Origin of the sequence: Pleomorphomonas oryzae DSM 16300, assembly GCF_000422965.1 — a bacterium.
GTDB lineage: Bacteria > Pseudomonadota > Alphaproteobacteria > Rhizobiales > Pleomorphomonadaceae > Pleomorphomonas > Pleomorphomonas oryzae.
The window spans coordinates 43,240-69,856 of the sequence record NZ_AUHB01000018.1 but is presented as its reverse complement, the minus strand read 5'-3'; the positions used below and the strand labels follow the sequence as shown (position 1 = coordinate 69,856).

25 protein-coding genes are annotated in these 26,617 nt (G+C 63.0%); 14 read left to right on the top strand and 11 right to left on the bottom strand.

What is annotated here, in order from left to right; genetic code table 11:
* Positions 1-85: 85 nt before the first annotated feature.
* The 3 genes from G522_RS0121960 to G522_RS0121950 all read right to left on the bottom strand — a co-directional run bounded on the left by G522_RS0121960 (position 86) and on the right by G522_RS0121950 (position 3,457).
* Positions 86-1,339 (bottom strand): ABC transporter substrate-binding protein, encoded by a 1,254-nt coding sequence (locus G522_RS0121960; protein ID WP_036840472.1) that lies wholly within the window; start codon positions 1,337-1,339, stop codon positions 86-88.
* A gap of 404 nt (positions 1,340-1,743) precedes the next feature.
* On the bottom strand, positions 1,744-2,787 hold the full coding sequence (locus G522_RS28190; RefSeq protein WP_036840471.1) for a LacI family DNA-binding transcriptional regulator: 1,044 nt from the start codon (positions 2,785-2,787) through the stop codon (positions 1,744-1,746).
* A gap of 235 nt (positions 2,788-3,022) precedes the next feature.
* On the bottom strand, positions 3,023-3,457 hold the full coding sequence (locus tag G522_RS0121950; RefSeq protein ID WP_026792871.1) for an EamA family transporter: 435 nt from the start codon (positions 3,455-3,457) through the stop codon (positions 3,023-3,025).
* A gap of 116 nt (positions 3,458-3,573) precedes the next feature.
* On the opposite strand from G522_RS0121950, the gene G522_RS0121945 reads away from it, so the two are divergent.
* From G522_RS0121945 to G522_RS0121915, 6 genes are all read left to right on the top strand, one after another.
* Positions 3,574-4,227, top strand: a complete 654-nt coding sequence (locus tag G522_RS0121945; RefSeq protein ID WP_026792870.1) for a glutathione S-transferase family protein — start codon at positions 3,574-3,576, stop codon at positions 4,225-4,227.
* Positions 4,228-4,298: 71 nt separating this feature from the next.
* Complete coding sequence (gene cysQ / locus G522_RS28185) at positions 4,299-5,123, top strand: 3'(2'),5'-bisphosphate nucleotidase CysQ (protein ID WP_051229055.1); 825 nt, start codon at positions 4,299-4,301, stop codon at positions 5,121-5,123.
* Between the two features lie 24 nt (positions 5,124-5,147).
* Positions 5,148-6,320 carry an AGE family epimerase/isomerase gene (locus G522_RS0121935; protein WP_026792869.1) on the top strand — a complete coding sequence of 391 codons (1,173 nt, stop codon included), beginning with the start codon at positions 5,148-5,150 and terminating at the stop codon, positions 6,318-6,320.
* Between the two features lie 275 nt (positions 6,321-6,595).
* Positions 6,596-8,146: an AMP-binding protein gene (locus tag G522_RS28180; protein WP_169453579.1), complete on the top strand. Its 1,551-nt coding sequence runs from the start codon at positions 6,596-6,598 to the stop codon at positions 8,144-8,146.
* Between the two features lie 949 nt (positions 8,147-9,095).
* A complete protein-coding gene (gene cysE, locus G522_RS0121920; RefSeq protein ID WP_026792867.1) occupies positions 9,096-9,932 on the top strand; it encodes a serine O-acetyltransferase in 837 nt (278 codons plus the stop codon).
* A 164-nt stretch (positions 9,933-10,096) separates the two neighbouring features.
* Positions 10,097-10,309, top strand: a complete 213-nt coding sequence (locus G522_RS0121915; RefSeq protein ID WP_026792866.1) for a DUF3126 family protein — start codon at positions 10,097-10,099, stop codon at positions 10,307-10,309.
* Positions 10,310-10,496: 187 nt separating this feature from the next.
* Here the strand turns inward: G522_RS0121915 and G522_RS0121910 are convergent, their stop codons facing one another.
* The gene (locus G522_RS0121910) at positions 10,497-11,249 is read right to left on the bottom strand and encodes a hypothetical protein (RefSeq protein ID WP_026792865.1); all 753 of its coding nucleotides are present in this window, start codon (positions 11,247-11,249) and stop codon (positions 10,497-10,499) included.
* Between the two features lie 187 nt (positions 11,250-11,436).
* Here G522_RS0121910 and G522_RS0121905 point away from each other — a divergent pair, with 187 nt between their 5' ends.
* The 3 genes from G522_RS0121905 to G522_RS0121895 all read left to right on the top strand — a co-directional run bounded on the left by G522_RS0121905 (position 11,437) and on the right by G522_RS0121895 (position 14,457).
* Positions 11,437-11,766, top strand: coding sequence for a DUF6949 family protein (locus G522_RS0121905; protein WP_026792864.1), 330 nt, complete (start codon positions 11,437-11,439; stop codon positions 11,764-11,766).
* A gap of 179 nt (positions 11,767-11,945) precedes the next feature.
* Positions 11,946-13,991, top strand: coding sequence for a putative bifunctional diguanylate cyclase/phosphodiesterase (locus tag G522_RS29255; protein WP_051229051.1), 2,046 nt, complete (start codon positions 11,946-11,948; stop codon positions 13,989-13,991).
* A 115-nt stretch (positions 13,992-14,106) separates the two neighbouring features.
* Positions 14,107-14,457 carry a gamma-butyrobetaine hydroxylase family protein gene (locus G522_RS0121895; protein ID WP_026792863.1) on the top strand — a complete coding sequence of 117 codons (351 nt, stop codon included), beginning with the start codon at positions 14,107-14,109 and terminating at the stop codon, positions 14,455-14,457.
* Between the two features lie 76 nt (positions 14,458-14,533).
* Here G522_RS0121895 and G522_RS0121890 read toward each other — a convergent pair whose 3' ends face one another.
* Both G522_RS0121890 and G522_RS0121885 read right to left on the bottom strand, forming a co-directional pair.
* The gene (locus G522_RS0121890; RefSeq protein ID WP_245586713.1) at positions 14,534-15,124 is read right to left on the bottom strand and encodes a L,D-transpeptidase; all 591 of its coding nucleotides are present in this window, start codon (positions 15,122-15,124) and stop codon (positions 14,534-14,536) included.
* A 250-nt stretch (positions 15,125-15,374) separates the two neighbouring features.
* Positions 15,375-17,315, bottom strand: a complete 1,941-nt coding sequence (locus G522_RS0121885) for a potassium transporter Kup (protein WP_036840495.1) — start codon at positions 17,313-17,315, stop codon at positions 15,375-15,377.
* A 336-nt stretch (positions 17,316-17,651) separates the two neighbouring features.
* On the opposite strand from G522_RS0121885, the gene crcB reads away from it, so the two are divergent.
* The 4 genes from crcB (at position 17,652) to G522_RS28170 (ending at position 21,978) form a co-directional block, all read left to right on the top strand.
* Positions 17,652-18,035 carry a fluoride efflux transporter CrcB gene (gene crcB / locus G522_RS0121880; RefSeq protein ID WP_026792860.1) on the top strand — a complete coding sequence of 128 codons (384 nt, stop codon included), beginning with the start codon at positions 17,652-17,654 and terminating at the stop codon, positions 18,033-18,035.
* Positions 18,032-19,093, top strand: coding sequence for an RluA family pseudouridine synthase (locus tag G522_RS0121875; protein WP_036840469.1), 1,062 nt, complete (start codon positions 18,032-18,034; stop codon positions 19,091-19,093). Before crcB ends, G522_RS0121875 begins: the two co-directional genes overlap by 4 nt.
* A 107-nt stretch (positions 19,094-19,200) precedes the next feature.
* On the top strand, positions 19,201-20,640 hold the full coding sequence (locus G522_RS0121870; protein ID WP_026792858.1) for a GGDEF domain-containing protein: 1,440 nt from the start codon (positions 19,201-19,203) through the stop codon (positions 20,638-20,640).
* Between the two features lie 252 nt (positions 20,641-20,892).
* Positions 20,893-21,978 carry a helix-turn-helix domain-containing protein gene (locus G522_RS28170; RefSeq protein WP_084633338.1) on the top strand — a complete coding sequence of 362 codons (1,086 nt, stop codon included), beginning with the start codon at positions 20,893-20,895 and terminating at the stop codon, positions 21,976-21,978.
* Here G522_RS28170 and G522_RS0121855 read toward each other — a convergent pair.
* Both G522_RS0121855 and G522_RS0121850 read right to left on the bottom strand, forming a co-directional pair.
* Positions 21,968-22,357 (bottom strand): type II toxin-antitoxin system VapC family toxin, encoded by a 390-nt coding sequence (locus G522_RS0121855; RefSeq protein ID WP_026792857.1) that lies wholly within the window; start codon positions 22,355-22,357, stop codon positions 21,968-21,970. The two genes, G522_RS28170 and G522_RS0121855, sit on opposite strands and share 11 nt — an antisense overlap.
* Positions 22,357-22,614: a type II toxin-antitoxin system Phd/YefM family antitoxin gene (locus G522_RS0121850; RefSeq protein ID WP_026792856.1), complete on the bottom strand. Its 258-nt coding sequence runs from the start codon at positions 22,612-22,614 to the stop codon at positions 22,357-22,359. The genes G522_RS0121855 and G522_RS0121850 overlap by 1 nt, the downstream gene beginning before the upstream one ends.
* Before the next feature lie 390 nt (positions 22,615-23,004).
* Between G522_RS0121850 and G522_RS0121845 the strand changes: the two genes are divergently transcribed.
* A complete protein-coding gene (locus G522_RS0121845) occupies positions 23,005-24,213 on the top strand; it encodes an acyltransferase family protein (protein ID WP_026792855.1) in 1,209 nt (402 codons plus the stop codon).
* A 13-nt stretch (positions 24,214-24,226) separates the two neighbouring features.
* Here G522_RS0121845 and bioB read toward each other — a convergent pair whose 3' ends face one another.
* The 3 genes from bioB to G522_RS0121830 all read right to left on the bottom strand — a co-directional run bounded on the left by bioB (position 24,227) and on the right by G522_RS0121830 (position 26,599).
* Complete coding sequence (gene bioB / locus G522_RS28165; RefSeq protein ID WP_084633333.1) at positions 24,227-25,267, bottom strand: biotin synthase BioB; 1,041 nt, start codon at positions 25,265-25,267, stop codon at positions 24,227-24,229.
* Positions 25,264-25,839, bottom strand: coding sequence for a biotin transporter BioY (locus G522_RS0121835; protein ID WP_026792854.1), 576 nt, complete (start codon positions 25,837-25,839; stop codon positions 25,264-25,266). The genes bioB and G522_RS0121835 overlap by 4 nt, the downstream gene beginning before the upstream one ends.
* A 133-nt stretch (positions 25,840-25,972) precedes the next feature.
* Entirely contained in the window at positions 25,973-26,599 is a 627-nt protein-coding gene (locus G522_RS0121830; protein WP_026792853.1) for a GntR family transcriptional regulator, read from the bottom strand.
* Between the last annotated feature and the right edge of the window lie 18 nt (positions 26,600-26,617).

Sequence of the window (26,617 nt, the reverse complement as noted above, 5' to 3'; positions counted from 1 at the left end):
ATGTCTCGCCGACCTGCGGCCGCGCCGATGGCCGCGCGCCCGCGGATGGTGGGCGGGCGGCTGAGGCCGCCCGCCGCCCTAATTGTTACTGAACGAGGGTTTTGGCCTGGTCGTCGATCGCCTTGATCACGTCGTCGACCGAGGCGCCCTTGGCGAGGTCGGGCTGGTGGGCGGAAACCACCGAGTCGACTTCGTTGGTGAAGGTGCCGTAGTTGACCGACGGCACCTTGGCCAGCCAGTCCGAGAAGTTCTGCCAGATCGGCTCGCCACCGAAGAAGGCGTCGTTCGACTTGTAGGCCTCGCCGTTGCGGGCGGCGAGCAGCGAACCGACCGCGCCGCGGTCGACCAGGATCTTCTGGTAGAAGTCGATGTTCTTGGCGTAGATCTCGTTGAGGAAGTCGATGGACTCATCCTTGGCCTTGGAACCCGACAGCACGTACCAGCTCGAACCGCCGAGGTTCGAGAAGTGGGTGGCGCCTTCGACACTCAGCTTCGGAAGCGGGGCGACGCCCCATTTGCCGGCCTGATCGGCCTGCGACTTGACGGTGCCGGTGATCCAGACGCCGGTGACGACGGTCGCCACTTCGCCCGAGGTGAAGCTGCCGACCCAATCGGCCCAACCGGCCGCCGGACGGAAAATGTTGTTCACCTGGATCTTCTGGATGACGTCGAGTGCCCCCTTCAGGGCGACGTTGCCTTCGACAGACAGCTTACCGTCCTTATCGAAATACCAGCCACCGGCGGACTGCATCAGCACGCGGACGAGGCCACCGTCGTTGGGGTCGAAGCCCATCATCTTCTTGCCGGTCTTGGCCTCGACGGCCTTGCCGATCTCGACGTACTTGTCCCAGGTGAGGTCCTGCATGTCGGCCGGCGTGTAGCCGGCGGCAGTGATCATGTCCTTGCGGTAGAACAGGCCGGCCACGCCCGAGTCGAAGGGCATGGAGTAGACCTTGCCGTCAAGAGTGGCGAGCTTGACTTTGTAGTCAGCAAAGCCGGAGTAATCGACCTTGTCGCTGAGGGGAGTGAAGGCGTCGGGGAAGGACTGCAGATACTTCTGCGCGCCGTAATCCTCGATGAGGACGATGTCGGGCATGCCATCGGCAACGCCGGAGGCGAGGCCGGTCTGCAACTTCTGCTCAAGGTCGGCCTTGGCGAAGTCGACGACGTTGAGTTTGAAGTCCGGATGGGTCTTGGCGTAGATCTCGCCGGCTTGCTTCATGATCGCGACGTTGAAGTTCGGATCCCAGCACCAGACGGTGACCTCGGCGGCCTGGGCGGCCGTTATGGCGATGAGGCTGGCGCCCGCGAAGGCGAGCGCAACGGTTTTGCGGTTCATGCAGTTTTCCTCCACTCACGTGTCCGAGGCGTCCTCAGCCTCTCAAAGGAACTATCTGATACTCACCCGCCCGACGCAATATATTATTTAGTAAATTTTACCAGCTTTTTGTTGCTGCGTTTTCGGGCCTGGAGGTAAATAGTTTACCTGTCCACCAAGCGGAAGCCAATCGCGCCGCGATGACCAATTAGGATATGTGCGGACCCCGCTTGACCCAACCTTTTCGGCGTGGGGAGAGCCTAGTGGAGCGAATTTGACATTTGAGTCCCGACTGACATAGAGCGCCAGATCAAATGTCAAATTCAAAAGCTCCACTAAAACTAGTAACTTGCTAGTGGTTCTTGTGACCGGGACATTTGCTCCGAGGCTTGTATCAGGCGGATGCAAATGTCTCGGTCGAACCACTAGAGAACTTCATCCGGCCGGCGGCAACTGTCGCGCCAGATGAGCTCGGTGGCGATCGTCACACGCTTGGTGTAGTCGCGGCCATTGAGCTGTTCCATCAGCAGATCGAAGGCGTTCTCGCCGATGCGCTCGGCCGGAATGCGTACGGTGGTGAGCGGCGGTGCCAGGAATTGGGCGGCCGGAATGTCGTTGAAACTTGCCACGGCAATGTCGGCGGGGATGCGCAGACCGCGTTCCTGAATGGCGCGATAGGCGCCAATCGCTACGTTGTCGTTGGAGGCGACGACGATTTCGGGTAGGTCGACTTCGGCCATCAGCTGGCAGGCGAGGCGGTAGCCGCTCTCAAAGCGGAGGTTCTCGGCGAGCAGGTAGTGGGCGGGGTTGAACAGGCCCTTTTTCTCGGTCCACTCCTTGAAGGTCTTGGCGCGTTCCTCATTGGCCGGATAGAGCACATTACCGGAAGGGCGGTCGTCGCCGAGAAAACCGAAACGGCGGTAACCAGCGGCATAGAGGCGATCGAGCAGGCGCGTGATGGCGAAGGAAAGATCGCAAGCGACGATGTCGAACTGGTCGATGTTGGGGGCGAAATCGGCCAGCACCAGGTTGGCGTTGATCTGCCTCACCCAGTCGATCTCGGCATCGGTGTGCATGCCGAGCGCGATGATGCCAGTGGCCCCTTGCAGATCCTCGGCGGCCGGCAGTCCGGTGGAGCGATAGATGATCTGCACTTCGACACGGTTGGCGCGGGCGCGTGCCTCGATGCCCATGCGAACGCCGATGTAATAGGGGTCGGCCAGCTCTTCTTCCGGGCGAAGGAAGTGCACAATACCGATGCGGGCGCCAGCATGGTCGGACGGTGTCGGCAGGCGATGGGGCGGGCGCGGGCGGTTACGCGGCGTCTGGTAATTGAGGGTCTCGGCGGTCTCGATGATCGCCTGCCGCTTCGCCTCGGTGATCGACAGCGTGGTGTCGTAGTTCAAGACGCGCGACACGGTAGCCGAGGAAACTCCGACCGCCTTGGCGATTTCCTTGATCGTGACCATCCGCGCACTCTCTGCCGGTTTGCCCAAACACTGGTCGATCGCTCCAGTCTACGGCGAAACGACCATTCCGGGTAGTAAAGTTTTACTAAATCACCCGAAAGGCGGATGCTGATCGGTCGGCATCAGCCGTGTCACCGCCGGGGAATCCGGCGGAGAAGCGGGTCTCCTGTTACTCACAATTGCCTGTCGGTGTAAAGGCTTGGCTCCGAAAAGGCAGGTGTTGCCGGCGAACGGTTCATTGCCAGGCGACCAGCATGGCGCCGGCGGCGATCAGGACGACGCCGGCGGTTCCCTGCGGCGACAGGCGCTCGCCAAGAAACAGTACGGCAAACACTGCGACGAATACCACCGACAGCTTGTCGACCGGAGCGACACGCGCCGCGTCGCCGAGCTTGAGCGCCCTGAAATAACAGAGCCAGGACGCGCCGGTGGCAAAGCCCGAAAGCACGAGAAACAGCCAGGTGCGGCCGGGTACCGCGGGGATTTGTCCAAAGCCATCGCCGGCGGCAACAACAAGGGCTGCAAGCGCCAGCACGACAGCTGTGCGAATGAGCGTTGCGAGGTCGGAACCGATCGCCTCGACACCAATCTTGGCCAGGATGGCGGTAGCCGCCGCGAAGACGGCCGATAGGAGGGCCCATATCTGCCAGAGGTGAAGGAGGCTTTTCATAATGGCGCGTTCCTTTCAGAGCCTTCCAGGCGGCGTTGCCTTCAGAACGGACAACGCCGGTGATTGCCAAATGGCGATGAAGATTCCAGAGTGCCGGCGCAATCGAGGGCTTCGTCATGCTGACCATCTACGGCGTCTACAAATCGCGCGCGTCGCGCCTCTACTGGCTCGCCGAGGAGCTTGGCTTCGCCTTTCGCAAGGAGCCGGTGATCCAAGCGCGCAAAGTGGCGAACCCGCTGGCCGCCGACGCGCCGGTCAACACCAAGACGCCGTCTTTCCTTGCCGTCAACCCGATGGGGCAGATCCCCACCATCGATGACGACGGCTTGGTGCTGACCGAGTCGCTCGCCATTCTTCTCTATCTCGCCAAGAAGCATGGCGGTCCGCTGGCGCCCAAGGATCTCGCCGAGGAAGGGCGAATGCTGCAATGGCTGTTCTGGGGTGCCACCGCAGTGGAGACGCTCACCATTCTCGTTACCCAGGGCGATGAGCGCGGCGATTGGCAGACCGACGCCGGCAAGGCGAAGCTCGCTTCCATTGGCGAGGGGCTGAAGAGACCGTTCGCCGCCTTCGAGACGCATCTTGCCGGTACCGACTATACTGTCGGCAATCGGTTCACTGTCGTCGATCTGGCGCTTGCCGAAATCGTCCGCTACGGGCAGGGGCATCCGCAGCTCTTCGAAGGCTTCCCCAAGGTGAAGACTTGGCTCGAACGTTGCCAGGCGCGGCCGGGCTTCAAGGCGATGTGGGACAAGCGCAATGCCGAGTGAGGCAGTTGTCGAATGACACCGCTCCTCCGCGCTGCCACAGGCCGCAGCATCCTTGCCACCGGGAACCGACCATGACCATCGCCAACCAAGATTTGCTTGACGGTCTGGTCGCCGCTTCGATCGAGGCCGGTTGTGTCATTCTGGACGTCTATGCCCGGCCGATCGACGTTGCGTTCAAGGCGGACGCCTCGCCGGTGACCGAAGCCGACGGGCTGGCCGAAGCGGTGCTGCTTGCGGCGCTTGAGCATCTCGCCCCCGGCGTGCCGGTGGTTGCCGAGGAAAGCGTCGCGGCTGGGCGCGTGCCGCCCGCGGCGGACAGCTTCTTCCTGGTCGACCCGCTTGATGGCACCAAGGAGTTCATTCATCGCAACGGCGAATTCACCGTCAATGTCGCGCTGATCGAGCACGGCGTGCCGGTGATGGGGGTCGTCTATGCGCCGGCGATAGGGCGGCTGTTCGCCGGTGGGCCGCAAGGCGCTTTCGAGATGGTCGTCGAGGGCGACGCAATCGGTACGCGCCGACCGATCCACGTGCGCGACTTGCCGTCGGAAGGCGTAACGCTGCTCCTGTCGCGCAGTCACGCTACGGCCGCTACCGACGCCTTTCTGCCAGCCGTCGCCGTGGCCAACCGGCAGGTGATCGGCTCGTCGTTGAAGTTCTGCCTGATCGCTGCCGGCGAAGCGGATGTCTATCCGCGCTTCGGTCCCACCATGGAATGGGATACGGCGGCGGGCGATGCCGTGCTGAGGGCTGCCGGCGGCATCGTGATGCTGTCGGACGGCACGCCCTTCCCTTATGGCAAGCGGGACCGCCCTGGCCTTGCTGATTTTGCAAATCCGTCTTTCATTGCCGCATCCGATCGGCGCCTTGTCGCGTTTACCCGTGATCTGGCCTGATTCATTGTTTCGAGGAGATTTGTCGTGAGCCATTCCGAAGCCCAACGCGAGCTTGCCGCCGTTACCGAAGAACTCAAGTCGTGGCTGATGACCGAAGCCTTGCCGATCTGGTGGGCGTTCGGCGTCGATCACGTCAACGGCGGCTTCCACGAAGTGCTGGGCCTCAGATGCGAGATCACGCCGGCGCCGCGCCGGGTGCGCGTCACGGCGCGACAGATCTTCACCTTCGCCCTGGCCGGCCGGCTCGGCTGGACCGGCCCGTGGGAGCGAACCGTGGAGGAGGGGCTCGATTACTTCCTGGAGAAGTGCGTGCTGCCGAACGGCGCCGTGCGCATGGTGACCAATGCCGACGGTTCGCCCAAGGACGATACATTCTCACTCTATGATCAGGCCTTCGCGCTGTTCGCGCTGGCGGCCGCTGCATCGGTGGTGAAGGATCGTTCGGCGGTCGAGGCGGCGGCGGTCAAGCTCCGGACGCTGCTGATGACGGAGTACAAGAACCCGATTGCCGGCTTCGAGGAATCCAATCCCCGCACATTGCCGCTCAAGGCCAACCCGCATATGCACATGTTCGAGGCCTGCCTTGCCTGGGAAGAGGTCGGCGGCGATGCGACCTGGAGCCGGCTTGCCGATGAGATCGCCGAACTCTGTCTCGCCAAGATCATCGATCCCAAGGAAGGCTGGCTGAAGGAGTTCTTCAACGCCGACTGGTCGGTGGTCAGCGGCAAGGAGGGCCACATCTGCGAGCCCGGCCATCAGTTCGAATGGGCTTGGCTGCTCACCCGCTGGGGGACGTCGCGCAAGCGTCCCGACGCCGTTGCGGCGGCGCGCCGCCTCTGTGAGTTGGGCGAGACGCACGGCATCAACGTGCCGCAGCAAGTGGCCATCATGGGCATCCTCGATGACCTCTCGATCCATGACGGCACGGCACGCATGTGGTCGCAGACCGAGCGGATGAAAGGCAACCTGGCGCTGGCCGCTGTTGCTGCCGACGAGGCGGGCCGTGACGATCATTTGCGCAAGGTGGTGACGGCGGCGCGGTCGTTGCAGCGTTATTTCGAGGTCGACACGCCCGGCCTCTGGCGCGACCGCATGAACGCCGACGGTTCGTTCGTGATCGAACCAGCGCCGGCATCGACCTTCTATCACATCATCTGCGCCATCGACGAAGTTGGGAAATATATCTCAACCCACTGACGGGCATTGCTTTTCGGGTGCCTGTTGAGGTTCTGATTCAATGTAAGCCGCCTCGCTGCCGGAATCGCCGGCCGGGGCGGCTTCTTCATGTTGAGAATCCGATTCAACGCTGGTTCCGGGCCGGTTCTGGCGTGAAGAGTCCGGTGAATTGCCTAAGCGTCTGATCTCCGATGCTTGCACCGATGGCAATTGTGAGTTCAAGTGCGAAGGGAGGAAGGCGTAACAATGAGGTAACCATGGGAGGCGTGGCGGACGATCGCCTGTACGGGCAGCCTATGGCAGAGTCGGGGCTCGACACGACGTTCATCGAACGGTCGCTGTTCGATGCACTGATCGACATTGCCGAAACCGATCCCGATCTTCCGGCCATCGAGGATCAGACCCGGCAATCGGTGACTCGTCGGAACCTGTTGCTCGCCGCCTGCGTGCTCGGCCGCCGGCTCGCCTCCGTTACCCGGAAGGGCGATCGGGTCGGGCTGCTGCTGCCCAACGTCAATGGCGCGGCCATCGCCTTCTTCGCGCTTCTCGCCTACGGGCGGACACCGGCATTGCTCAACTTCACGGCCGGCAGCCACGGCCTCGGCGGCGCCATCAAGGTCGGCACCATCCGGACGGTGATCACGTCCAGTGCCTTCGTGAAGACGGCCAAGCTCGAACCGGTGATCGACGATCTCAAGGACAAGGTTCGCATCATCTATCTGGAGGATGTGCGGGCCGGTCTTTCGCTCGTCGACAAGGCCGTCGGTGCCACCTATGCACGTTGGGCTCGGATGCTGCACCGGCCCTATCGCCGAGCGCCGCACGACATCGCAACGGTGCTGTTCACCTCGGGGACCGAAGGGGCGCCCAAGGGGGTTGGGCTGACCGCGACCAACTTCCTGTCCAACGTCGCGCAGATCCTGTCGCTCTACAAATTCCATCCCGAAGATACGATGTTCAACGCGCTGCCGGTGTTCCATTCCTACGGGCTCACCGCCGGCTTGTTCCTTCCCATCTACGGCCGCTTCAAGTCGTTCCTCTATCCGTCACCACTGCACTACAAGATCATCCCCGGTCTTGTGCGCGACAGCGGCTCGACGGTGCTCCTGTCCACCGACACCTTCGCCGCCGGGTGGGCGAGGGCGGCCGAGGATGGCGACTTCAACAAGGTGCGTCTCACCATTCTCGGTGCCGAGCGCGTCAAGGAGCAGACGCGGGCGCTGTGGATGGACCGCTTCGGCGTCGTGCTCAACGAAGGCTATGGGGCGACCGAGTGTGCGCCGGTGCTGTCGGTCAATTACCCCGGCAGCTTCCGTGACGGCACGGTAGGGCGCCTGCTGCCGGGCATCGAAGCGCGGCTCGATCCCGTGCCGGGTCTCGAGATCGGCGGCCGTCTGCATGTGCGGGCGCCCAACATCATGGCCGGCTACTACCTCGCCGACGAGCCGGGTGAACTGAAGCATAACGATCCGAATGGCTGGTATGATACCGGCGACATCGTCTCCATCGACGACGATGGCTTCGTCACGTTGCTCGGCCGCGCCAAACGCTTTGCCAAGATCGGCGGAGAGATGATCTCGCTGGCCGCTGTCGAGGCTTTTGCCGCCGCCATCTGGCCGCACGCGTCGCACGCCGTCGTCGCTATTTCCGATCCGCGCAAGGGGGAGGCGCTGGTGCTGGTGACCGACGCAGGCGATGCCACCGTCGAGGCGCTCGGCGCCTATGCACGCGAGCACGGCGTGCCGGAATTGCAGGTCCCGCGCAAGGTGGTCAAAACCTACGCGCTGCCGGTGCTCGGTACCGGCAAAATGGACCTCGCAGCCATCGAACAAATGGCCCGTTCCTGACTCTATTTCCCCACTTAATGCCGGAAGTGGTTGGCAAGACTCTGCTCTTGGCGGCGGCAGGTTGTGTCGAAAGCGATCGATTCACCGATCGGTAACGCTTCCATGAGACTCTTCATACGCGCCATCAGACCGGACATGCAACCCAAGGTCACCATTCCAGACTGGTTGAAGTTGTTCGAAATTCGGTTGAAGAGTGCGTGAATATTTATAGTTAACAAAGGCTTGATGGCCATTGTTAAACCAAATTCTCAGATTCTGCACAAATTTCCGCTCCGCAATTGCCGTCGCACTTGCGGACTGCCTGAAAACGCCAGCAAATCCAAAAGGATGTTCGGTCATCCTTTGATGTGCTGTGCGGTTCGGAGTGGTTCTTTATCCAGCAGAAAACGGGCCGACAATTGGGCCCAAAGTGGTCAGAAATGCTTTCTTTTCAAACTCTCCCTGCACGGCCGAGGCTTCCTTCTGCGAGAAGATACCCGGTGGTGCTGAACTCTGATTTCCAGGGACGGTCGCAACTTCCGAGAGTCGGATGCGCCGCCGCCTCAGCCAATGAATCAAAACCGAGGCGGCCAATCAAGCCTAAATGGGAGTCATTTCAAGCGGCTGGCGTGGAGGGCTTGCCCAACTTCGAGTCAGGTGTGCTTGAGCTTGTGAATCTGATTCCGACGCCAAGTTGTTGATGGCCGCTTCCGGCTTGCCGCAAGGGTGGAAGGGCTGTCACAACGCCCCTCGACGGGACATTTCTGATGGTGGCACGGCGCCTCGGACAGAGCCGTGATCGTCGCGCAGGAGTGAGGGAAGAAATGGATTGCCTTTCTTCTCTCTGCCGCGCAACAAAAGCATCGCCTTCGGACTTTTCCCCGGAACGCCGTCCGACTATCATGGGCCATGCTTCCTCACGGAGGTGCGGCCAGGTTCCGATGAGGTGGGCCGTTTCTTTTGCGCAAGGATATCCTCGTTGTCCGTTAGCACCCAATCCGTGAGCCGTCCGCTCGACGCCATCGACCCGGTGTGGGCGCGCGTGCGGCGAGAAGCCACAGCCGTCGTCGAGAACGAACCGGCGCTGGGCGGCTTCATGCACCTCACCGTGCTCGACCATGTCCGGCTCGAGGACGCGGTCATTCAGCGGGTGGCCGATCGCCTCGGCAACACCACTGTCCTCTCGGCGATGATCGCTCAGGCGTTCCGTGAGGCGGTGGCCGACGACGCCGACATCGCCGCCGCCTTCCGTTCGGATATCGTCGCCTTCGAGGATCGCGACCCCGCCTGCGACCGGTTCATCGAGCCGCTGCTCTACTTCAAGGGCTATCACGCCATCGAGGCGCATCGGCTCGCGCACTGGCTCTGGAACCATGGCCGGCGCGACTTGGCGCTCTATCTGCAGAGCCGGTCGTCGGAGGTGTTCCAGGTCGATATCAATCCCGGCGCGCGGCTTGGGCGAGGGCTGTTCTTCGACCATGCCACGGGCATCGTCATCGGCGAAACCGCTGTGGTGGAAGACGACGTATCGCTGTTGCAGAACGTCACGCTGGGCGGTACCGGCAAGGAGACCGGAGACCGCCATCCCAAGATCCGCCACGGCGTGATGATTGGCGCCGGATCGAAGATCCTCGGCAACATCGAAGTGGGCTGCTGCTCGCGCGTCGCGGCCGGCTCGGTGGTGCTGAAGCCGGTGCCGCGTGGCACGACGGTGGCCGGCGTGCCGGCACGGGTGATCGGGGAGGCCGGCTGCGCCGATCCCTCCCATTCCATGGACCAGCGCCTGCTGGATGGTGTGGAAGGCTGAGAAAGACCGGGGCACCATGCAACCGGGCCGCCGTTCAAGGGTTTCCTTGATAGCCCGTCCGTGCCAGAACACGCCCCAGAACACGCTAACGTCGGCGACTCGTCGCCGTCCGGTTTGCCGCTCTCGTCGCGAGCGAAAGCCGGCATTCAGACTGGAGAGCTAACTTGACCAAAGACGATATCGCCCGCATCGAGAAATTCCTGCGCAAGACGCTGCAGTCGCCGACCATCAGCGTGCGGGTGCGGCCGCGCAAGACGGACTCGGCCGAGGTCTACGTTGGCGAGGAGTTCATCGGCGTCGTCTACGAGGATGATGAGGACGACGACAAGTCGTTCAATTTCCAGATGGCGATCCTCGGCGAGGATCTGGCTGGCTGAGGTCATTGATCCAAGCGCCACGCGTTGGACAAATTGAAAAGGTCGGTTCGCCTCGAGGCGAGCCGGCCTTTTCGCGACTCCAGCACATGCTTTAGCGCTGGCGATATCGCAGCAGCTCGTTCAGCGCCGCCAGCGCGACGGATTTTGGGTCCGGCACGGTGGGCCGCAACTTGCGCTCAGGACTGCGTCAGGCGGTCACGCCGAAGGAAAGGAGCAGCACGCGCACGCCGCTCTTGATGCCGTCCCAGTTGGCAAGCATGCCTTTGCGGAAGCGGATCTGCACCGAGAGATCATTGCCGGCATGGATCTCGGTCAGACAGGAGGCAGGGTACTCGCTGTCATCAGGCGCAGTGCAGTGGGTGGTGAAGGGGGTGGTCGAGCCTGCCTCGAAGAACACTTCCTCACCGCTGAGGCCCGACTCCTCGGACATGCGGTGGCCGACAAGGCCAGCCGGCGCCGGTATGGTCCCCTCTTCGAAGAAGTGCTGGTAGACGTTGATCAGCCGGCCGACGCTGTCGGTCGGCGTGTCGCGCGTGCGGATCGTCAGATAGACGACCGGCGCGTCGGCGCCGATATCCAGGAAATCTTTGCGGAAGGCGCGGGTGTAACCGGCCATCTCCGGAAAGTGGACGGCAAGATCGATACGGTCGTGCGGGCCGACGTTCCGCTGGTCGGCAAAGCGGAACATGTTGGCGGGGATCACCAGCCGCTGCTGGCCAATGAACAGGGCAATCGGAGCGGGGTCGGTCGAGCGGCCGTCGCGGCTGTCGAAATTGCCCGAGAGGTTGATGAGGATACTCACCAGCATCACGCCGCCGGCCAGAAGGAAGGTGGTGAGCACGACGCGCAGGAACCATGCTGCCGCACTGGTGCGGCGGCGAGCCGGACGTCGGACCGGGCGGAGCAGGCTTTCGTCCGAATATGCCGCGTAGTGGGTCACGACCGCCTCCCGAATTGGGACAGGAATCCGGACTGCCGTTTCTCGGCCGTCCCAAGACTCCGCCGAACCCCGCCTATTCAGCGGCTGAAGCCGGTCCGCACCGTCGCGGCCCGCGCCTTGCCACGTCTGAGACGGGACTATCCTTATTGTTTCATTTCGGATCAGGGTTAAGGCGGGGTTAACAGCAATGAATATCGAGATTCTGATTACATGTTTTTCGATCGCTCTTGGCTTTGTCCTGGCAGGCCTCCTGTCGTCGCTTTATCAGCTGGTGACGTCGAAGCCGGCTCGTTTTGAGATGCAGGCCGAGACGATTATTGTCGGTATTGCGCAGATTTTCCTGATCATGTTCGCGGGACCGGCCATTTTGATGCGCAACGCCATCCGCGGCCGACGGATCGAACACCGCAATCTTGGCTGGCTGGTAGCCTCGACGGCGATCGCCGGTGCCTGGAGCCTTTGCTCGGGCGTGATGTTGCTGCCCTTCTTCATTGTGGTCGCCCAATCGATCGGTTGATCCATCCCATTTGGACTTTGGCCGACAATATCCGACGGTAACGTTGCCGAAGAAAGACTTCTGAAACGGTTCGCACCTAGAGTTGCTCTTCGTACTTGTGGGGCGGAGCGTGCGGAGATGTCGCGGTTCGGCTGGAGAGAGGCAGTAGGGAAGACGGTGCACTGCCGCGAGGCCGCCGTATGAACCTTCTCGCCTTCCTCCGTTTCCGCAAAGCGGACATTCTTCGGAAGGCGGCAAATCTGCTGCCGATCTTCTTTACCGCCATCCTGCTGATCTTTGCGGAAAACTCGGCTCTCGAGGCCTATCGCACCTTCCAGCGCATCGAGGCATCGAACGCCAGCGAGGCCATCCGGGCCGGCCGCGACATCGGTGATCAGGCCAAGCTTGTCGAGATGTCGCGCCGGAAGCTTGGCAATCGGTTGATCCTCGGTTTTTCGGCCGAAGACGCCACCGACATTCGCGACTCGATCAAGCGGCTGCTCAGCACCATCGAACGCGCCCGCCCGTCCTTCATCATGCCTGGCGACGCGGCGTTGATATCCCAGATCGACAGCATTGCCGAACAAGCCTCGGGGCTGAAGGTTGCCTTCGAGAATGTCGGTCCCGATGATACGGCCGTGCTCAACGCGCTGGATGGCGATCTGAGGCGGCTTTCGGAAAAGTTCCGCCTGCTCCAGGAGAACATGGCAGAGCAGGGCACGCGCTATATCGGCATGCAGGGCGAAACGTTGGCGGCAAGCTATTCGGCGATGCTGAAGCTTTCCATCGCCCTGGTCGGCGCCATCGTCTCCATGCTGGCGCTGTTGGTCCTCAACCGCCGCGCCACTTGGCAGGCCAACTACCGTGCCGACCATGACGTCACCACCGGCGTGCTGAACCGCCGGGCCTTCGAGCGGTGGATCGAGGGGATCCATTTCGATCCGCAGGCCTCCAAGGCGGTGATGGTGTTCGATCTCGACAATTTCAAAGACGTCAACGACGAGCTTGGCCATATGGCCGGCGATCACGTTCTGAAGGCCTTTGTCGGCAATCTGGTGGCCTCCTTCGGTCAGGATGCCCTGGTGGTGCGCTGGGGCGGCGATGAGTTCGTTGTTGTCGTGTCCACCGAAGGCTTCGTCGAGGCCGGCGCCGTGACGCTGCTGCGCGCCTCTTTCGCCCGTCTGCAATCGGTCGTGCGGTTCGGCGATACCGACATCGATATTCGCTGCTCCGGTGGTGCCGCCGTCTGGCCGTCCGACAGCCGGGATTTCCACGAGGTGCTGCAGCTTGCCGACCTCGCGCTCTACAAGGCGAAATCGCGCGGCAAATCGCGCCTGCAATTCTACGATACCGACATTCTCAACGAACGACACAAGGTTCTGGCGCTGCGCGAGCGACTGCGGGCAGCACTGCGCGACGGCGAGCTCAGCCTTTACTGGCAGCCGCAGGTCGATGTGGAGCTTGGCTACGTTCCCTCGGCAGAGGCGTTGATCCGCTGGACGGATCGCGAGACGGGCCGGATCGTGCCGCCCAGCGAGTTCATTCCGGCGGCCGAGGCTTCCGACCTCATCATCGAAATCGACAATTTCGTCATCGAGGAAGCCGTGCGTATCGCGGCCAAATGGGCGACCATCTGGCAGTATCCGCCGATTGCCGCCGTCAACGTGTCGGCCATGCATTTCCAGCGGCGCGAATTCGTCGGTCAGGTGCGCGACATCCTGCGCCGCCATAACCTCAGCCCGGACCGACTGGAACTCGAGATCACCGAGGGCGTCATTCTCGGCAACAACACCGAGGTGACGCGCAACCTTAAGGGGCTCGAGGCGCTGGGCGTCCATATCGCCCTCGACGACTTCGGAACAGGCTACTCCAACATCGCCTATCTCTCGCAGCTAAAGCCGGACCGGCTGAAGATCGACCAGACCTTCATCGCCTCGCTGTCGGACAACTGCCAGATGGAGTCGCTGGTGTCGGCCATCATCGGCATCGGCGAGGCGATCAATTGTGAGGTCGTGGCCGAGGGCGTGGAGACGGCCGATCAGCTCGATATGGTGCGGCGCCTCGGTTGCAACCTGGTGCAAGGCTATCACTTCGCCAAGCCGATGCCTGATGAGGATTTCCAGATCTGGCGCGACGCCAACTATCCGGACGCCGTGGCATCGGTGAAGCATCTCCGCCGGCTTGGCGATCGGCTGGCGAGTGTCGCCGGCAGAACCGGGCGATTGCGCGACCGCGAGATACCGTAAGCCGGCAACTCCGTTGCGATCCGGCCCGGGCTTGCCGCTGATCGGGCTTGGTGGCGGTCCATGCGGGCGCTATGTATGCATTGACCGATCCTTCCAAACTCGACCGGAGCACGCCATGGCCGTCTGGCCCACCGAAATCCGTCTTTCCGCCGATAAGCGCTCGCTGGCCGTGTCCTTTGAGGATGGCAAATCCTTTTCCATCCCGGCCGAACTTCTCAGGGTGAATTCGCCCTCGGCTGAGGTTCAGGGACATGCCCCGAGCCAGCGCGTCACAGTGGCCGGCAAGAAGGACGTTGCGATCACCGCGGTCGAACCGGTCGGCTCCTACGCCGTCCGCCTTGTGTTCGACGATGGCCACGATAGCGGCCTTTTTACCTGGACCATTCTTTATGAGACCGGCCGGGACAAAGAGGCGCTGTTCTCTGCCTATGTCGCCGAACTCGCGGCGAAGGGCCTGTCGCGCTGACACGCAGAGCTGCATGAAAAAAAAACGCCGCCGCGGCATGCCGCGACGGCGTTGCATTTTTCAGCTATCCACCGGATCAGTGAATGACCACGACCCGGGTGCCAACGCCGACGCGCTCGTAGAGATCGGCCACATCGTCATTGGTCATGCGGATGCAGCCCGACGACACCGCCTGGCCGATGGTCCACGGCTCAGCCGTGCCATGGATGCGGTAGATGGTCGAGCCAATGTACATGGCGCGCGCACCAAGCGGATTATCGGGGCCGCCGGGCATGAAAGAGGGCAGCTTCGGCTGGCGCTTGCGCATGGCCGGCGGCGGCGTCCAGCCGGGCCACTCGGCCTTGCGGGTGATGTGGTGCTCGCCCTGCCAGGTGAAGCCGGGACGGCCGACGCCGATGCCGTATTTCATCGCCTTGCCGTCGGCGACTACGTAGTAGAGGCGGCGCTCGCCCGTGTTGACGATGATCGTGCCATTGCCGTAGGGGCCGGTATAATCGATCAGTTCCTTCTTGATCGGGCTTTCCATCGTGCGGGTCGAGGGCTTGCGTACGATGGTCTGGAAGCTACTGGACGAAGGGTCCCAGAAGCGAACGGTTTCCTCTTCGGCACGGGCAACGCCCGTGTGGAGCGACGCGGCCATCGTGGCAACCGCCGCAAGGAGAAGCATCTTTCTCATCATCGTGAAAGAACCGGAATCCGATAGGTTTGAGGAGGGTTGCACATATCCAAAGTTCGAATCGGACATCCGTATCGAACTCGTAACTCACTCAAGACGATGCAGAGTGCGCCAACGACGTTCAAGCCTTTCCAGGGCAGAATGCCGGCGTCGATTCCACCTTCCAACCGCTTTGTTGCCACAATGCAACGGTCGCGCTGCGGTTTCCGAGGCGTGTCGCTGCGTCTTATGGCAGCAAGCGTCACACCGTGAGCTGCTGGCCGAGCTCGACCACGCGATTGGAAGGCAGGCGGTAGAAGTCGGTGGCGTTGGCCGCCGTTCGCGTCAGCGAGATGAACAGGCGGTTCTGCCACAGCGGCATGGGCGACTGCGGGCTCGGCTTGAAGGAGCGGCGGTTGAGGAAGAAGGACGTCGCCATGATGTCGAACTTGATGCCCTGTTTGCGGCACTGGGCCAGCGCACGCGGCACGTTCGGCGATTCCATGTAGCCGAAGGTCAACTCGACGAGGACGAAGTCGTCCGACAGCGGCTCGATCTTGACGCGCTGATCATCCGGGTAGCGCGGCGTCGTCACCACATGCACGGTCATGATGATGTTCTTGGCGTGCAGGACGTTGTTGTGCTTGAGGTTGTGGAGAAGGGCGCTCGGCGCGATCTCGGGGTCGGACGTCAGGAATACGGCGGTGCCGTTGACCCGGACGGGATGCGACTTGCCGAGCATCTTGATGAGGTCGGTGAGCTGGATGTTTTCCCGGTGCGACTTCTCGAAGACGAGGTCGCTGCCGCGCACCCAGGTCCACATGCAGGTGGCGACGCAGGCGGCCAGCGTCAGCGGCAGGTAGCCGCCGTCGAATACCTTCAGAAGGTTGGCCGACAGGAAGATGAGCTCCATGGAAAGGAAGGGGGCGACGATGGCGACGGCCACCCAGATCGGCCACTTCCAGACCTTCCAGACCACGATGAAGGCCAGCATGGACGACATCACCATCTCGCCGGTGACCGAGATGCCGTAGGCGGAGGCCAGCGCGCTCGATGAGCGGAAGAACACGACCAGTGCCAGAATGCCGATGAGCAGCATCCAGTTGATGCGCGGCAGGTAGATCTGGCCGGCCTGGGTCTCGGAGGTGTGGCGGCTTTCGATGCGGGGAATGAGGCCGAGCTGCACGGCCTGCTGGGTGAGCGAGAACGCGCCGGTAATGACCGCCTGGCTGGCGATGATGGTGGCGATGGTGGCCAGCAGGATGAAGGGGATGAGCACCGGCTGCGGAACCATCAGGAAGAATGGATTTTCCAGGGCCTGGGGATGGGAGAGCACCAGGGCGCCCTGACCGAGATAGTTGAGGGTCAGTGCCGGGAAGACCAGCGCCAGCCAGGCGAGCTGGATCGGCCGGCGGCCGAAATGGCCCATATCGGCATAGAGCGCTTCGGCACCGGTGACCGCCAGGAATACCGAGCCGATGACAACGAGCGCCAGGAAGCCGTGATCGATCACGAAGCTGATGGCCGAGGTCGGCAGCAGCGCATAGAGAATGGCGGGATCGTCGCTGACATGCATCAGGCCGAGAACGCCGAGACAAAGGAACCAGACAGCCGTGATCGGTCCAAACCAGGCCGCCACCCTTCCGGTGCCAAGACTCTGAATGGCAAACAGAAAGATGAGAATGGCAATGGTCAGCGGCACCACATAGTTCGAGAAGCTGGGGGCGACGACCTTCAGACCCTCGACGGCCGACAGCACCGAGATGGCAGGGGTGATGACGGCGTCGCCAAAGAACATCGAGGCGCCGAGGATACCGATGATCAGCGCGAAGCCGCCGCGCTTGCCGAGCGCGCCGCGCACCAGAGCCACCAGCGACAGCGTGCCGCCTTCGCCCTTGTTGTCCGCATACATCACGAACAGCACGTATTTCAGCGTCACCACCAGGGTGAGCGACCAGATGAGCAGCGATACGACGCCTGTGACCTCGGCGCGGGTAATGCCGTCGGTGGCCGTATGGTGCAAGGCTTCGCGGAACGCGTAGAGCGGGCTGGTACCGATGTCGCCGTAGACGACACCCACCGAGCCAACCGCGAGGCCGAGGAGAGAGCCACCAGCATACTCACCATGGCCGGCTACGTCTGGGGTCGATAGGGAGGCGCCCGAGGCGGCCGTATGGCTGTCTTTTGCTTTGGCGTCGTTCATGTAGAACCGTCGCAGAGATCGGACGTCGGTGACGTCGGCTCGATCCGGCGGCGAGGAAATAGCGGAATGCACGCCATTTCGCAAGCAGGGCCACCGGGCGGGATTTCCAGCAAATCGGGACGTTTTTCGGGGCTGGTCGCGAGGCTCATCCATCGTTCCTTCAGAGGTGGAGCCACCGCTGGCCGGCCACCGTTCCGGCCCTTGCAACGGAACGCGGTGCGGCGATTGAGGTTCCAATTTACCGGGCTATGCTCTAGAAAGCGCGAAACCGCCGCCGGCCGTATTGTCCGTGTCGATCCGGCACCCCTCCGGTCGACAGTCGCCCCGAGTCTTACCATGTCGCTTGTACCACTGTTTCTTGTCGCCGTCGGCGGCGCTCTCGGCTCGGTCTGCCGCTATCTGGTGGGCGTCGGTGCCGGACGACTCCTCGGGGCCGGCTTTCCGTTCGGCACCATTATAGTCAATATCGTCGGCTCCTTCATCATGGGGTTGTTCATTGAGCTCCTGGCTCTGAAATTCGACGGCTCGGAGCCTCTTCGTCTGTTCGTGGCGGTGGGCATCCTTGGCGGCTTCACGACCCTGTCGTCCTTCTCGCTCGACACCATCGTGCTGTTCGAGCGTGGCGCGGTTGCCGCCGCCGCCGTCTATGTCGGTGCCTCGATTGTGCTGTCGCTGGCCGGGCTGGTTGCCGGTCTCCACCTTGTGAGGGCCTTCGCATGACCCATGAAGCACCCGGCGGGCCACGCGTCGAAATGATCGTCGTTGCCAAAGACGAGGCCGGAATGCGCCTCGACCGCTGGTTCAAGGAGCATTTCCCCGGCCTTGGCTTCGGCCGCTTGCAGAAACTGATCCGCTCGGGGCAAGTGCGTGTCGATGGCGGTCGCTGCAAGACCGAACAGCGGCTCGGCGTTGGCCAGACGGTGCGCATACCGCCACTGCAATATGGCGATGCCGCACAGAGTGGCCCATCCTTCTACGACGGGGAGGGCGGCGCGCCGATGGCCCGGCCGAAGCAGGTGGCATCCGCCAACGAGGCCGATTATCTGCGCTCGCTGCTGCTCTACGAGGACGAGCACGTGTTCGTCTTCAACAAGCCGGCCGGCCTTGCCGTGCAGGGCGGTTCGGGCATGACACGCCACATCGACGGCATGCTGGAGGCGCTGCGCGACCGCAAGGGCGTCAAGCCGCGCCTCGTTCATCGCCTCGACCGGGAGACCTCCGGCTGCCTTCTGGTGGCCCGCTCGCGCCTCGCGGCGGCGACGCTGGCTCGTACCTTCCAGACGCGTTCGGCGCGCAAGATCTATTGGGCGCTGGTGTACGGCCAGCCCAAGCCGGCCCAGGGCAAGATCTCGAGCTATCTGAAGCGCGTGGCGGGACCGGACGGCGACATGATGACCGTGGCCAAACATGGCGATACCGACGCCCAGCATGCCGTGACTTACTATTCCATCGTCGAGCATTCGGCCGGCCGCCTGTCGTGGCTGACCATGAAGCCGACCACCGGCCGCACCCATCAGCTGCGCGTCCATTGCCAAGCGATGGGGCATCCGATCATCGGCGATCCCCGTTATTTCGATATCGAGAATTGGCAATTGCCGGGCGGTATCCAGAACCGGCTGCACCTTCTGGCCCGCCGCCTCACCATACCGCATCCGGCTGGCGGCGCGGTGATCGACGTCACCGCTCCCCTGCCGCCACACATGCTGCAATCCTGGAATCTTCTGGGCTTTGAGGTGGCGGACAAGGACGAAGAGAATCCGTCTTTCCCTGAAGATTGATCGCGGACTCTTGTTAATTCCACCTATGGTAGGGGCAGAGCCGAGACGATTCGGATGGCTGCTGACGGAGTGAGGGGCGGACGCGCTTGCGTTCGCCGGGAGGAAGAATGACCGCCAAGCTGGACCGGATGCGCATGATCCCGCTGATCGGCGCCATTCTCGCCATCGGCTTTCTCATCACCAATATGGTCAGCTACTTCATCGCTGTCGACACCATGCGGCAGTCGATCATCGAGACCGAACTGCCCCTGACCGGGTCGAACATCTATTCGGAGATTCAGACCGATCTGGTGCGGCCGATCCTGGTTTCCTCGTTGATGGCCAATGACACCTTCGTGCAGGACTGGCTGCATTCGGGGGAGCTCGATCTGGCGGCGATCACCCGCTATCTGCAGCGGATCCAGCGGCAATACAATGTTTTCACGGCGTTTCTGGTGTCTCGTGACACGCAGGCCTATTACCACTTTCAGGCGCCGCCCCGACATCTCAAGCGCGACGATCCTGCCGACATCTGGTTTTTCCGGGCGATTGACGCGGCGGCGCCTTACGAGGTCAACGTCGATGTCAACAAGCAGCAAGATGACGCGCTGACGGTCTTCATCAACTACCGGGTTCTCGACCATGACGGCAAGATGATCGCCCTTGCCGGCGTCGGCCTCGATTTCCGAACAGTCCGCAACATCGTTTCGCGCTATCGCGAGCAGTTCAACCGCAATATCTATTTCGTCAATGCGCGGGGCGACATCGTCGTGGCGACGGATGACGATACGCCGGTGGGCGCCTCCATTCAAAAATCCGAAGGGCTCGCAGGCATCGCCAGTCAGATCCTCGGAGAGGAGCGCGGCGAGTATTCCTTCAAGCGAGCCGGGCGAACCATCCTCCTGTCGCATCGGCTTATTCCCGATCTCGGCTGGCGCGTCATGGTCGAGCAGGACGAGGCGGCGGCGATGCGGCCGCTGTGGCTTGGTTTCCTGTTCAATCTTGCCATCGGCTTCCTGGTCATCGCCGTATCGCTCGTTCTCGTTTCCATCGCCTTCGGCATCTACAAGAAGCGGATCGGCGAACTGGCCTTCCGCGATGCGCTGACCGGGCTCGTCAATCGACCGGGGTTCGAAGCGGAATACGAGACGCGGCTGTTGAGCCGTCGGGCGTCCTCAGAGCCGCTCAACCTGATTGTTGCCGATCTCGACGGCTTCGGCATTTTCAACGACCGCTTCGGCCGCGCGGCAGGCGATGCGGCGCTTGGCAAGGTCGGCCGGATCATTGCCAGCGTCTCCAGCGGCGCCGGGGTCGCTGCCCGCCTCGATGGCGATACATTCGCCATCCTCAGGGAGGGCAGTTCCGATGCGGCGGCCCGCTTTGCCGACAGCCTGGTCAAAGTGATCGGCGCTGAGACTTTTGGCGACAACGCGTTCGCCCAACTCAGAGCGAGCATCGGCGTGACCGCACTGACTGCCGGCGAAGATCGCGGCGTGGCGATGGAACGGGTCGACCGGGCGCTCCGCAAGGCCAAGGCGGCGGGCGGCGATCGGGTCTGCCTCGCCTGACGACGCATTCCCGCTAGCCAGAACAATCGAGACAGTCCGAGGATCGCCATTCGATGCTGGGTGAAGAAGGCTTGCTTTAATGGAGATGGCGGGCGGGGCGCTGTCGACCATCGCGGCGACGGCTTCCACCTTATGGCTCGCTGCCAGAGATGACGCGCGGCGCGCGACCTCAATTGCGATCGAGGACGTCCACCAGGGGATTCTGCGTCCTGGCGGCGCGACGAAGATGCCGGTGGCATGCTAGAAAAGGCCATGCCTTCGATCCCCTTGCCTTTCGTCGTATCGCTCGTCCTCTGCCTCATCCTGCTGCGGATGATCCGGCATGGCGCGGGGAAGTTCGGACTGTTTCCGCTGCTGGTCGCCGCCTTCGCCGTGCAGGCAGCTCTTTCGGGCCTCAACTGGAACTTCGGCTGGCAGCCGGCGCGGCTGATCCAGCCGGTTCTCGCCGCCCTGCTGCCGGCCATGTCATTCATGGCCTTCGATCGGCTGCGCCACAGCACACCGGCGCCGGCCGTCTGGCTGCATCTGTTGCCGGCGGTCGTCGTGGCGGTGCTGGTCGCCGTCTGGCGGGTGTCGATCGACGCTGTGCTGTTCGTCATCTACCTCGGCTATGGCGTGGCGATGCTCGCCGTGGCGCGGCAGGGGCCGGGGACGCTCTCCGCCGTCCGGTTCAGCGACGAGCGGATGGCCTATCGGGCTCTGGTCGCCCTCGGCGCCGTGCTGGTGTTCACCGCTTTTCTCGATGCGTCGGTATCGGTCGATCTGTTCCTCGGCGAGGGGCGGCAGGCCAAGCTGCTGCTCACCGCCGCCAGTGTGTTGTGGCTCGCTGTGGCCGGTTATGCGGCGACGGTGGCGGGTGACAGCCGCCCCGAGACGGAGGCGTTGTCGGGCGAGGAGGCCGCGCCGTCGCCCCCGCCGCTCCCCGTGGATGAGGACACGCGCGCAGCGGATGCCGCCGTCATCGGCCGCATCGAGGCGCTGATGGCGGAAAAGCAAATCTATCGTGATCCGGACTTGACGCTGGAGCGGCTGGCTCGCCGCGCAGGCATCCCCGCCCGGCAGATTTCCGGGGCGCTCAACCGGGCGCACGGCCGCAACGTGTCGCAGGTGGTCAACGAATATCGGGTGCGCGATGCCCAGCGGCGGCTGACCCAAACCGACGAGCCGGTGACGGTGGTGATGTTGGAATCCGGCTTCGGCACCAAATCCAACTTCAACCGCGAATTCCTGCGGGTAACGGGCATGACGCCCAGCGCCTATCGGCGGGCCAGCACTGCTGACCATCAGGCCTTTGCCGATGTCGTGACGGAGCGAGGCGAGGATTCGGCTACCAGCTGAGAACCATGCTTCCGTAAGCGGCGACCTTGGCGTCGTGGCTGATCAGCCGCAGCGGCTCGGTGACGGCTTGGGCTATCAGCAGTCTGTCGAAGGGGTCGATGTGGAGTGGCGGCAGCTCTTCCACGGCGGCGGCGTGGGCTGCTATTACGGGCAAAGAGAGGAAGCCGGCCTCAGCGAAATAGGCGATGGCATCCTTGGCCGAAAAGGGCGGGGCGCTCGGCTTACCCAAGGTGAACTTGATGCCGATTTCCCAGATGCTCGCCGCGGAGACGTAGATCTCGTTGTCCGCGTCGGCGATCAGGCTCGCGAGGCGATCCGGGATGAGCTCGGGCGAAACCAGCGCCCAGATCGCCACGTGAGTGTCGAGCAGGAGACGCATCAGTCGGTGGCCTTGCCGGCGAACAGTGCGGCGACCGCCTGGTCATCGCTGTTGAAATCGTCGAGCGACATCGCCGGAAAGCGCCCTTTCAAGAGGCCCAACCGCTTGCCGGCAGCTTTCGCCTTGCCGATCGGTACCAGCTTCGCCGCCGGCTTGCCGTTGCGGGCAATGACGATCTCGTCGATCGCGCCGCTTTCCACATCCCCGACCAGCTTCGAGAGGTGCGTCTTGGCGTCGAGCATGTTGACGGTGGACATGGGAGCCTCATTAGCTAATCCTGGCTAATGTACACCGGGTATTCAGAAACTCAAGGGTAGGGTCTGAGACATTGCCGCTCAGTCGCCCTGCTGCGCCATGCTGCAACTGTCCGATACTCATATATGCAGGTTATCTCTAAGTATTCCCTGGGTTCGTGCACTATTGATGCCTGCTTAACTCCAGAAAATCATAGCGAAAACCTCTGATTGACCGCTCTGGTGAGCAGTCATACCGTCCGCCTGCAATCACGATTACGGAGCGCGCGGCCTGCGAGAGCAAAAGGCCGGACCGGCGATCTCATTCATTCACGCGAAGAATTCATGAGGAGGGGCGCCGAACGGCCGCCCGCTCCAACTTGGTCGGTATGCTGCATTGAAATGGGGGACGACATGGATGCGCAGGGGGCAGTCGTAGAGAAGACGAGACTAGGGCGGCTTGCCTACCTCGATCATCTCAAGTGGTTCGTCATCATCCTCGTGGTGCTGATGCACCTCAACGTCACCTATAGCGGCAACGGCCTCTGGTATTACAAGGAACAGGCCAGCTACGGCCCGCTCTCCGGCCTGTTGTTCGGCCTCTATGGCTCGCTCACCCAGGCCTGGTTCATGGGTCTCCTGTTCTTTATCTCGGGCTACCTCGTTCCCGATTCCCTTGAGAGGAAAGGCTCGGCGCCGTTCATCGAAAGCCGGCTGGTCCGGCTTGGCGTCCCCATGCTGGTCTATGTCGCTCTCATCCACCCCCTGACCATATGGATCGCCGGCTTGGCCAATGCCGCCGCGCCGAACATGGCCGAATGGTATGTCCACTACGTCACCTCGCTCGATTTCCTGAGCAGTCTTGGCCCGTTGTGGTTCCTGATGCTGCTGTTGATCCTGTCGGTTGCTTACGCCGTCTGGCATGGCGCGCCGGGCGAGCCGGGGGCGGTGGCGAGCCAGGCGACACCTTTCAGAATCGCGCATCGGTCGGTGGTGGCGGTCGCGTTGATCATCGCCGTGGGCGCCTTCCTGCTGCGCCTGGTACAGCCGGGCGGTGTTCAGCTGTTCAAGGCGGTGCCTGGCAACTTCATGCAAGGCGGCTTCTTCTCTTCCTATGTCGTCATGTTCTTCGCGGGCATCTTCTGCCGGAGGCATCAGGTTCTGGACAGCGTGACCTACAAGTTCGGCATGCGCTGGTTCAGGTGGACGCTGATTCTCGGCATACCCCTGTGGTTCCTGGGTATTCCGGCGAGTGCCATCCTCGCTGAGGCCCATGGCGCCGTGCCCGACATCGGCGCCTTCTTCGGCGGCTTCCGCTGGCAGTCGGCCTTCTATGCGACGTGGGAGGCGTTCTTCTGCGTCGGCATATCGCTGGGGCTGATCGTGCTGTTCCGCGAGAAGTTCAACGGCCAGGGCAAACTGACGGGCTTCCTGACGCAGAACTATTTTGGCGTCTACGTCATCCATCCGCCTGTTATCGTGGCCGGCGCCATCCTGGTGCGGAACGTTCAGGCGCCGGCGCTGTTGAAGATGTATGTGATGGCCGCCATCCTGGTGCCACTCGCTTTCGTCGTCAGCCACGGCCTGCGGCAGGTGCCCTTCATCCGGCGCTATTTCACGTGATCGCCTGTTCGCCTCATCCTGTTCCGCAGCGACAGCCTTCGTCGCCCGCTCCGGCCATTCGGCTGGCTGTGCCGGCGTGTTTCAGCGGGCAGGCGGGCGTGGGGTCACGGATGGCCGCGAACAGTTCGGCGTCGTCGCCAATGTCGGCGTTGGGCGTGGTGAGCAGCTTGTCGCCGTAGAACACCGAGTTGGCGCCGGCCACCAGGCAGAGGATCTGCGCTTCGCGGGTGAGCGCCGAGCGGCCGGCCGACAGGCGCACCGTCGAGCCCGGCAGCACCAGGCGAGCGGTGGCCACCATGCGCACCAGATCCAGTGGATCGACCGGCGGCCGGTCGGCCAGCGGCGTGCCGGCGACCGGCACCAGCGCGTTGATCGGCGCGCTTTCTGGATGCGGGTCCATGCCGGCCAGCACCCGAAGCATCGAGGCGCGGTCGCGCACCGTCTCGCCCATGCCGATGATGCCGCCGCAGCAGAGATCGATGCCGAGCGAGCGCACCAGGGCCAGCGTATCGAGGCGATCCTGATAGGTGCGGGTGGTGACGATCTGGCCGTAGAACTCGGGGCTGGTATCGAGGTTGTGGTTGTAGGCGGTGAGGCCGGCCGCCGCGAGGCGCTCGGCCTGATGCGGCTTCAGCATGCCGAGCGTGACACAGGCCTCCATGCCGAGGGCGCGGACGCCTTTGACCATGGCGATGACGGCGTCGAACTCCTCGCCATCGCGCACCTCGCGCCATGCGGCGCCCATGCAGAAGCGCTCGGCGCCGGCCTTACGGGCGGTTTCGGCGAGAGCGATCACCTTGGTCGGGTCCATCAGCCGATCCTTGGTCAGCGCCACCTCGCGGTGGTGGGCCGACTGCGGGCAATAGGCGCAGTTCTCCGGACAGCCGCCGGTCTTGATGGAGAGGAGGCTGGCCTTCTGCACCTTGTTGGGGTCGTGATGGGCGCGGTGGACCGCGTTGGCGCGGCCGATCAGCTCGAGGAGCGGCAGGTCGTGGAGGGTGGCGATCTCCTCCACCGTCCAGTCGTGCCGGGTGGTTCCGTCGGCGGTGGTCATTCTCCAAGGCCTCTCAGGCGGGCGAGGGCGGACGGCAGCAGCGCGCAACCGGCCGCCACGACGGCGATCTTGATGAGATCGCCGAGGATGAACGGCGCGACACCCAGGGCGATCAGCCTGCCGGCCGGCACGAAGGCGGCGAGCCAGGCGACGCCGAGGGCGTAGATCGGCAGGAGGCCAGCCAGCATCGCAGCGAGCCGCCCGAGCGTGCCCCTGCCGGCCGCCAATCGGCCCACCAGCCAGGAGGCGACGAGATAGCCGGCGAGATAACCGCCGGTGGGGCCGGCCATGTAGGCAAGGCCAATGCCGCGCTCGGGCGAGCCGGAGAACACCGGCAGGCCGGCAGTGCCGGCGGCGAGATAGGCGAGGAAGATCGATACGGCGACGCGCGGGCCGAGGGTGACGGCGAACAGCATAACCGCGAGGGTGTGCAGCGTCATCGGCACTGGCCAGAAGGGAATCTGAACCTTGGCGGCCAGCGTCATCAGCGCAGCGCCACCGACGACGGTGAGCGCCGTCCGAACCGGCTGCGAAAGACGGTGTCCGAGAGGCCATGCGGGGGCATTGCTCATTCTATCTCTCCTTCTGCGAAATTATAGATAATTTTAGTAATCTATCGCTAAAGGAGTCCATAGAAATATGATCTTGGCAAGGGCTAAGCGTGCCCCGTTTGCGAGAATGGACATAAGGGACTGGAAAGGCAGATTATTTCGGCCGCTTCTGACCGATCGTCTGCACGTGCCGGGCTAGTACGGCGGCAGCCATGTCGGCCTGTCCGGTCCGGAGCGCGTCGAGAATGGCGCGATGATCGCGGTCGGTGGGGGCTTCCCACTCGGCCCGCCAGCCGGAGAACAGGAAGCGGGCGCTGGCCGTCTGCAGATCGTCGATCGCTTTGAGTAGGCGCGGCATGCCGCAAGGCGCGAGGATGATGCGGTGGAAGTTGCGGTTGGCCTCTTCCCAGGCGTAGACGTCGGGCGCCCGGTCGCCGGCCCGGTTGGCCTCCTCGGCGGTGTCGAGAATGGCTTTCGTCATATGCGGAAAGGCGTTACGCAGCGCCAGCGCCTCCAGTGACGCGCGCATTTCCGCCACCTCGCGCACTTCCTCTCGCGTGAAGCCGGCCACCCGCACGCCTCGGCGCGGCTCGCTCACCACCAGCCCCTGCGACTCCAACAGGCGGAAGGCCTCGCGCACCGGCACGTGGCTGGCGCCGAATTCTTCGGCCACGTGGTCCTGCCGCAATCGACTGCCGGCTTCGATGGCGCCGGAAATGATGCGGTCGGCCAGCGTCTTGCTGATCCGGGTGGAGATGGTGTCCGATTTGGCCGTGGTCATGAATTATAGATAATTCAT

Coding starts and splice junctions, on each gene's coding strand:
- G522_RS0121875 (WP_036840469.1), top strand. CDS start 18,032: ATGACCCATGAAGCACCCGGCGGGCCACGCGTCGAAATGATCGTCGTT.
- G522_RS0121845 (WP_026792855.1), top strand. CDS start 23,005: ATGGATGCGCAGGGGGCAGTCGTAGAGAAGACGAGACTAGGGCGGCTT.
- G522_RS0121945 (WP_026792870.1), top strand. CDS start 3,574: ATGCTGACCATCTACGGCGTCTACAAATCGCGCGCGTCGCGCCTCTAC.
- G522_RS0121895 (WP_026792863.1), top strand. CDS start 14,107: ATGGCCGTCTGGCCCACCGAAATCCGTCTTTCCGCCGATAAGCGCTCG.
- bioB (WP_084633333.1), bottom strand. CDS start 25,267: ATGACCACCGCCGACGGAACCACCCGGCACGACTGGACGGTGGAGGAG.
- G522_RS28180 (WP_169453579.1), top strand. CDS start 6,596: ATGGCAGAGTCGGGGCTCGACACGACGTTCATCGAACGGTCGCTGTTC.
- cysQ (WP_051229055.1), top strand. CDS start 4,299: ATGACCATCGCCAACCAAGATTTGCTTGACGGTCTGGTCGCCGCTTCG.
- G522_RS0121905 (WP_026792864.1), top strand. CDS start 11,437: ATGAATATCGAGATTCTGATTACATGTTTTTCGATCGCTCTTGGCTTT.
- G522_RS0121855 (WP_026792857.1), bottom strand. CDS start 22,357: ATGCGTCTCCTGCTCGACACTCACGTGGCGATCTGGGCGCTGGTTTCG.
- G522_RS0121835 (WP_026792854.1), bottom strand. CDS start 25,839: ATGAGCAATGCCCCCGCATGGCCTCTCGGACACCGTCTTTCGCAGCCG.
- G522_RS0121890 (WP_245586713.1), bottom strand. CDS start 15,124: ATGCTTCTCCTTGCGGCGGTTGCCACGATGGCCGCGTCGCTCCACACG.
- G522_RS0121960 (WP_036840472.1), bottom strand. CDS start 1,339: ATGAACCGCAAAACCGTTGCGCTCGCCTTCGCGGGCGCCAGCCTCATC.
- G522_RS29255 (WP_051229051.1), top strand. CDS start 11,946: ATGAACCTTCTCGCCTTCCTCCGTTTCCGCAAAGCGGACATTCTTCGG.
- G522_RS0121885 (WP_036840495.1), bottom strand. CDS start 17,315: ATGAACGACGCCAAAGCAAAAGACAGCCATACGGCCGCCTCGGGCGCC.
- G522_RS28190 (WP_036840471.1), bottom strand. CDS start 2,787: ATGGTCACGATCAAGGAAATCGCCAAGGCGGTCGGAGTTTCCTCGGCT.
- G522_RS0121850 (WP_026792856.1), bottom strand. CDS start 22,614: ATGTCCACCGTCAACATGCTCGACGCCAAGACGCACCTCTCGAAGCTG.
- G522_RS28170 (WP_084633338.1), top strand. CDS start 20,893: ATGCCTTCGATCCCCTTGCCTTTCGTCGTATCGCTCGTCCTCTGCCTC.
- G522_RS0121950 (WP_026792871.1), bottom strand. CDS start 3,457: ATGAAAAGCCTCCTTCACCTCTGGCAGATATGGGCCCTCCTATCGGCC.
- crcB (WP_026792860.1), top strand. CDS start 17,652: ATGTCGCTTGTACCACTGTTTCTTGTCGCCGTCGGCGGCGCTCTCGGC.
- G522_RS0121830 (WP_026792853.1), bottom strand. CDS start 26,599: ATGACCACGGCCAAATCGGACACCATCTCCACCCGGATCAGCAAGACG.
- G522_RS0121870 (WP_026792858.1), top strand. CDS start 19,201: ATGACCGCCAAGCTGGACCGGATGCGCATGATCCCGCTGATCGGCGCC.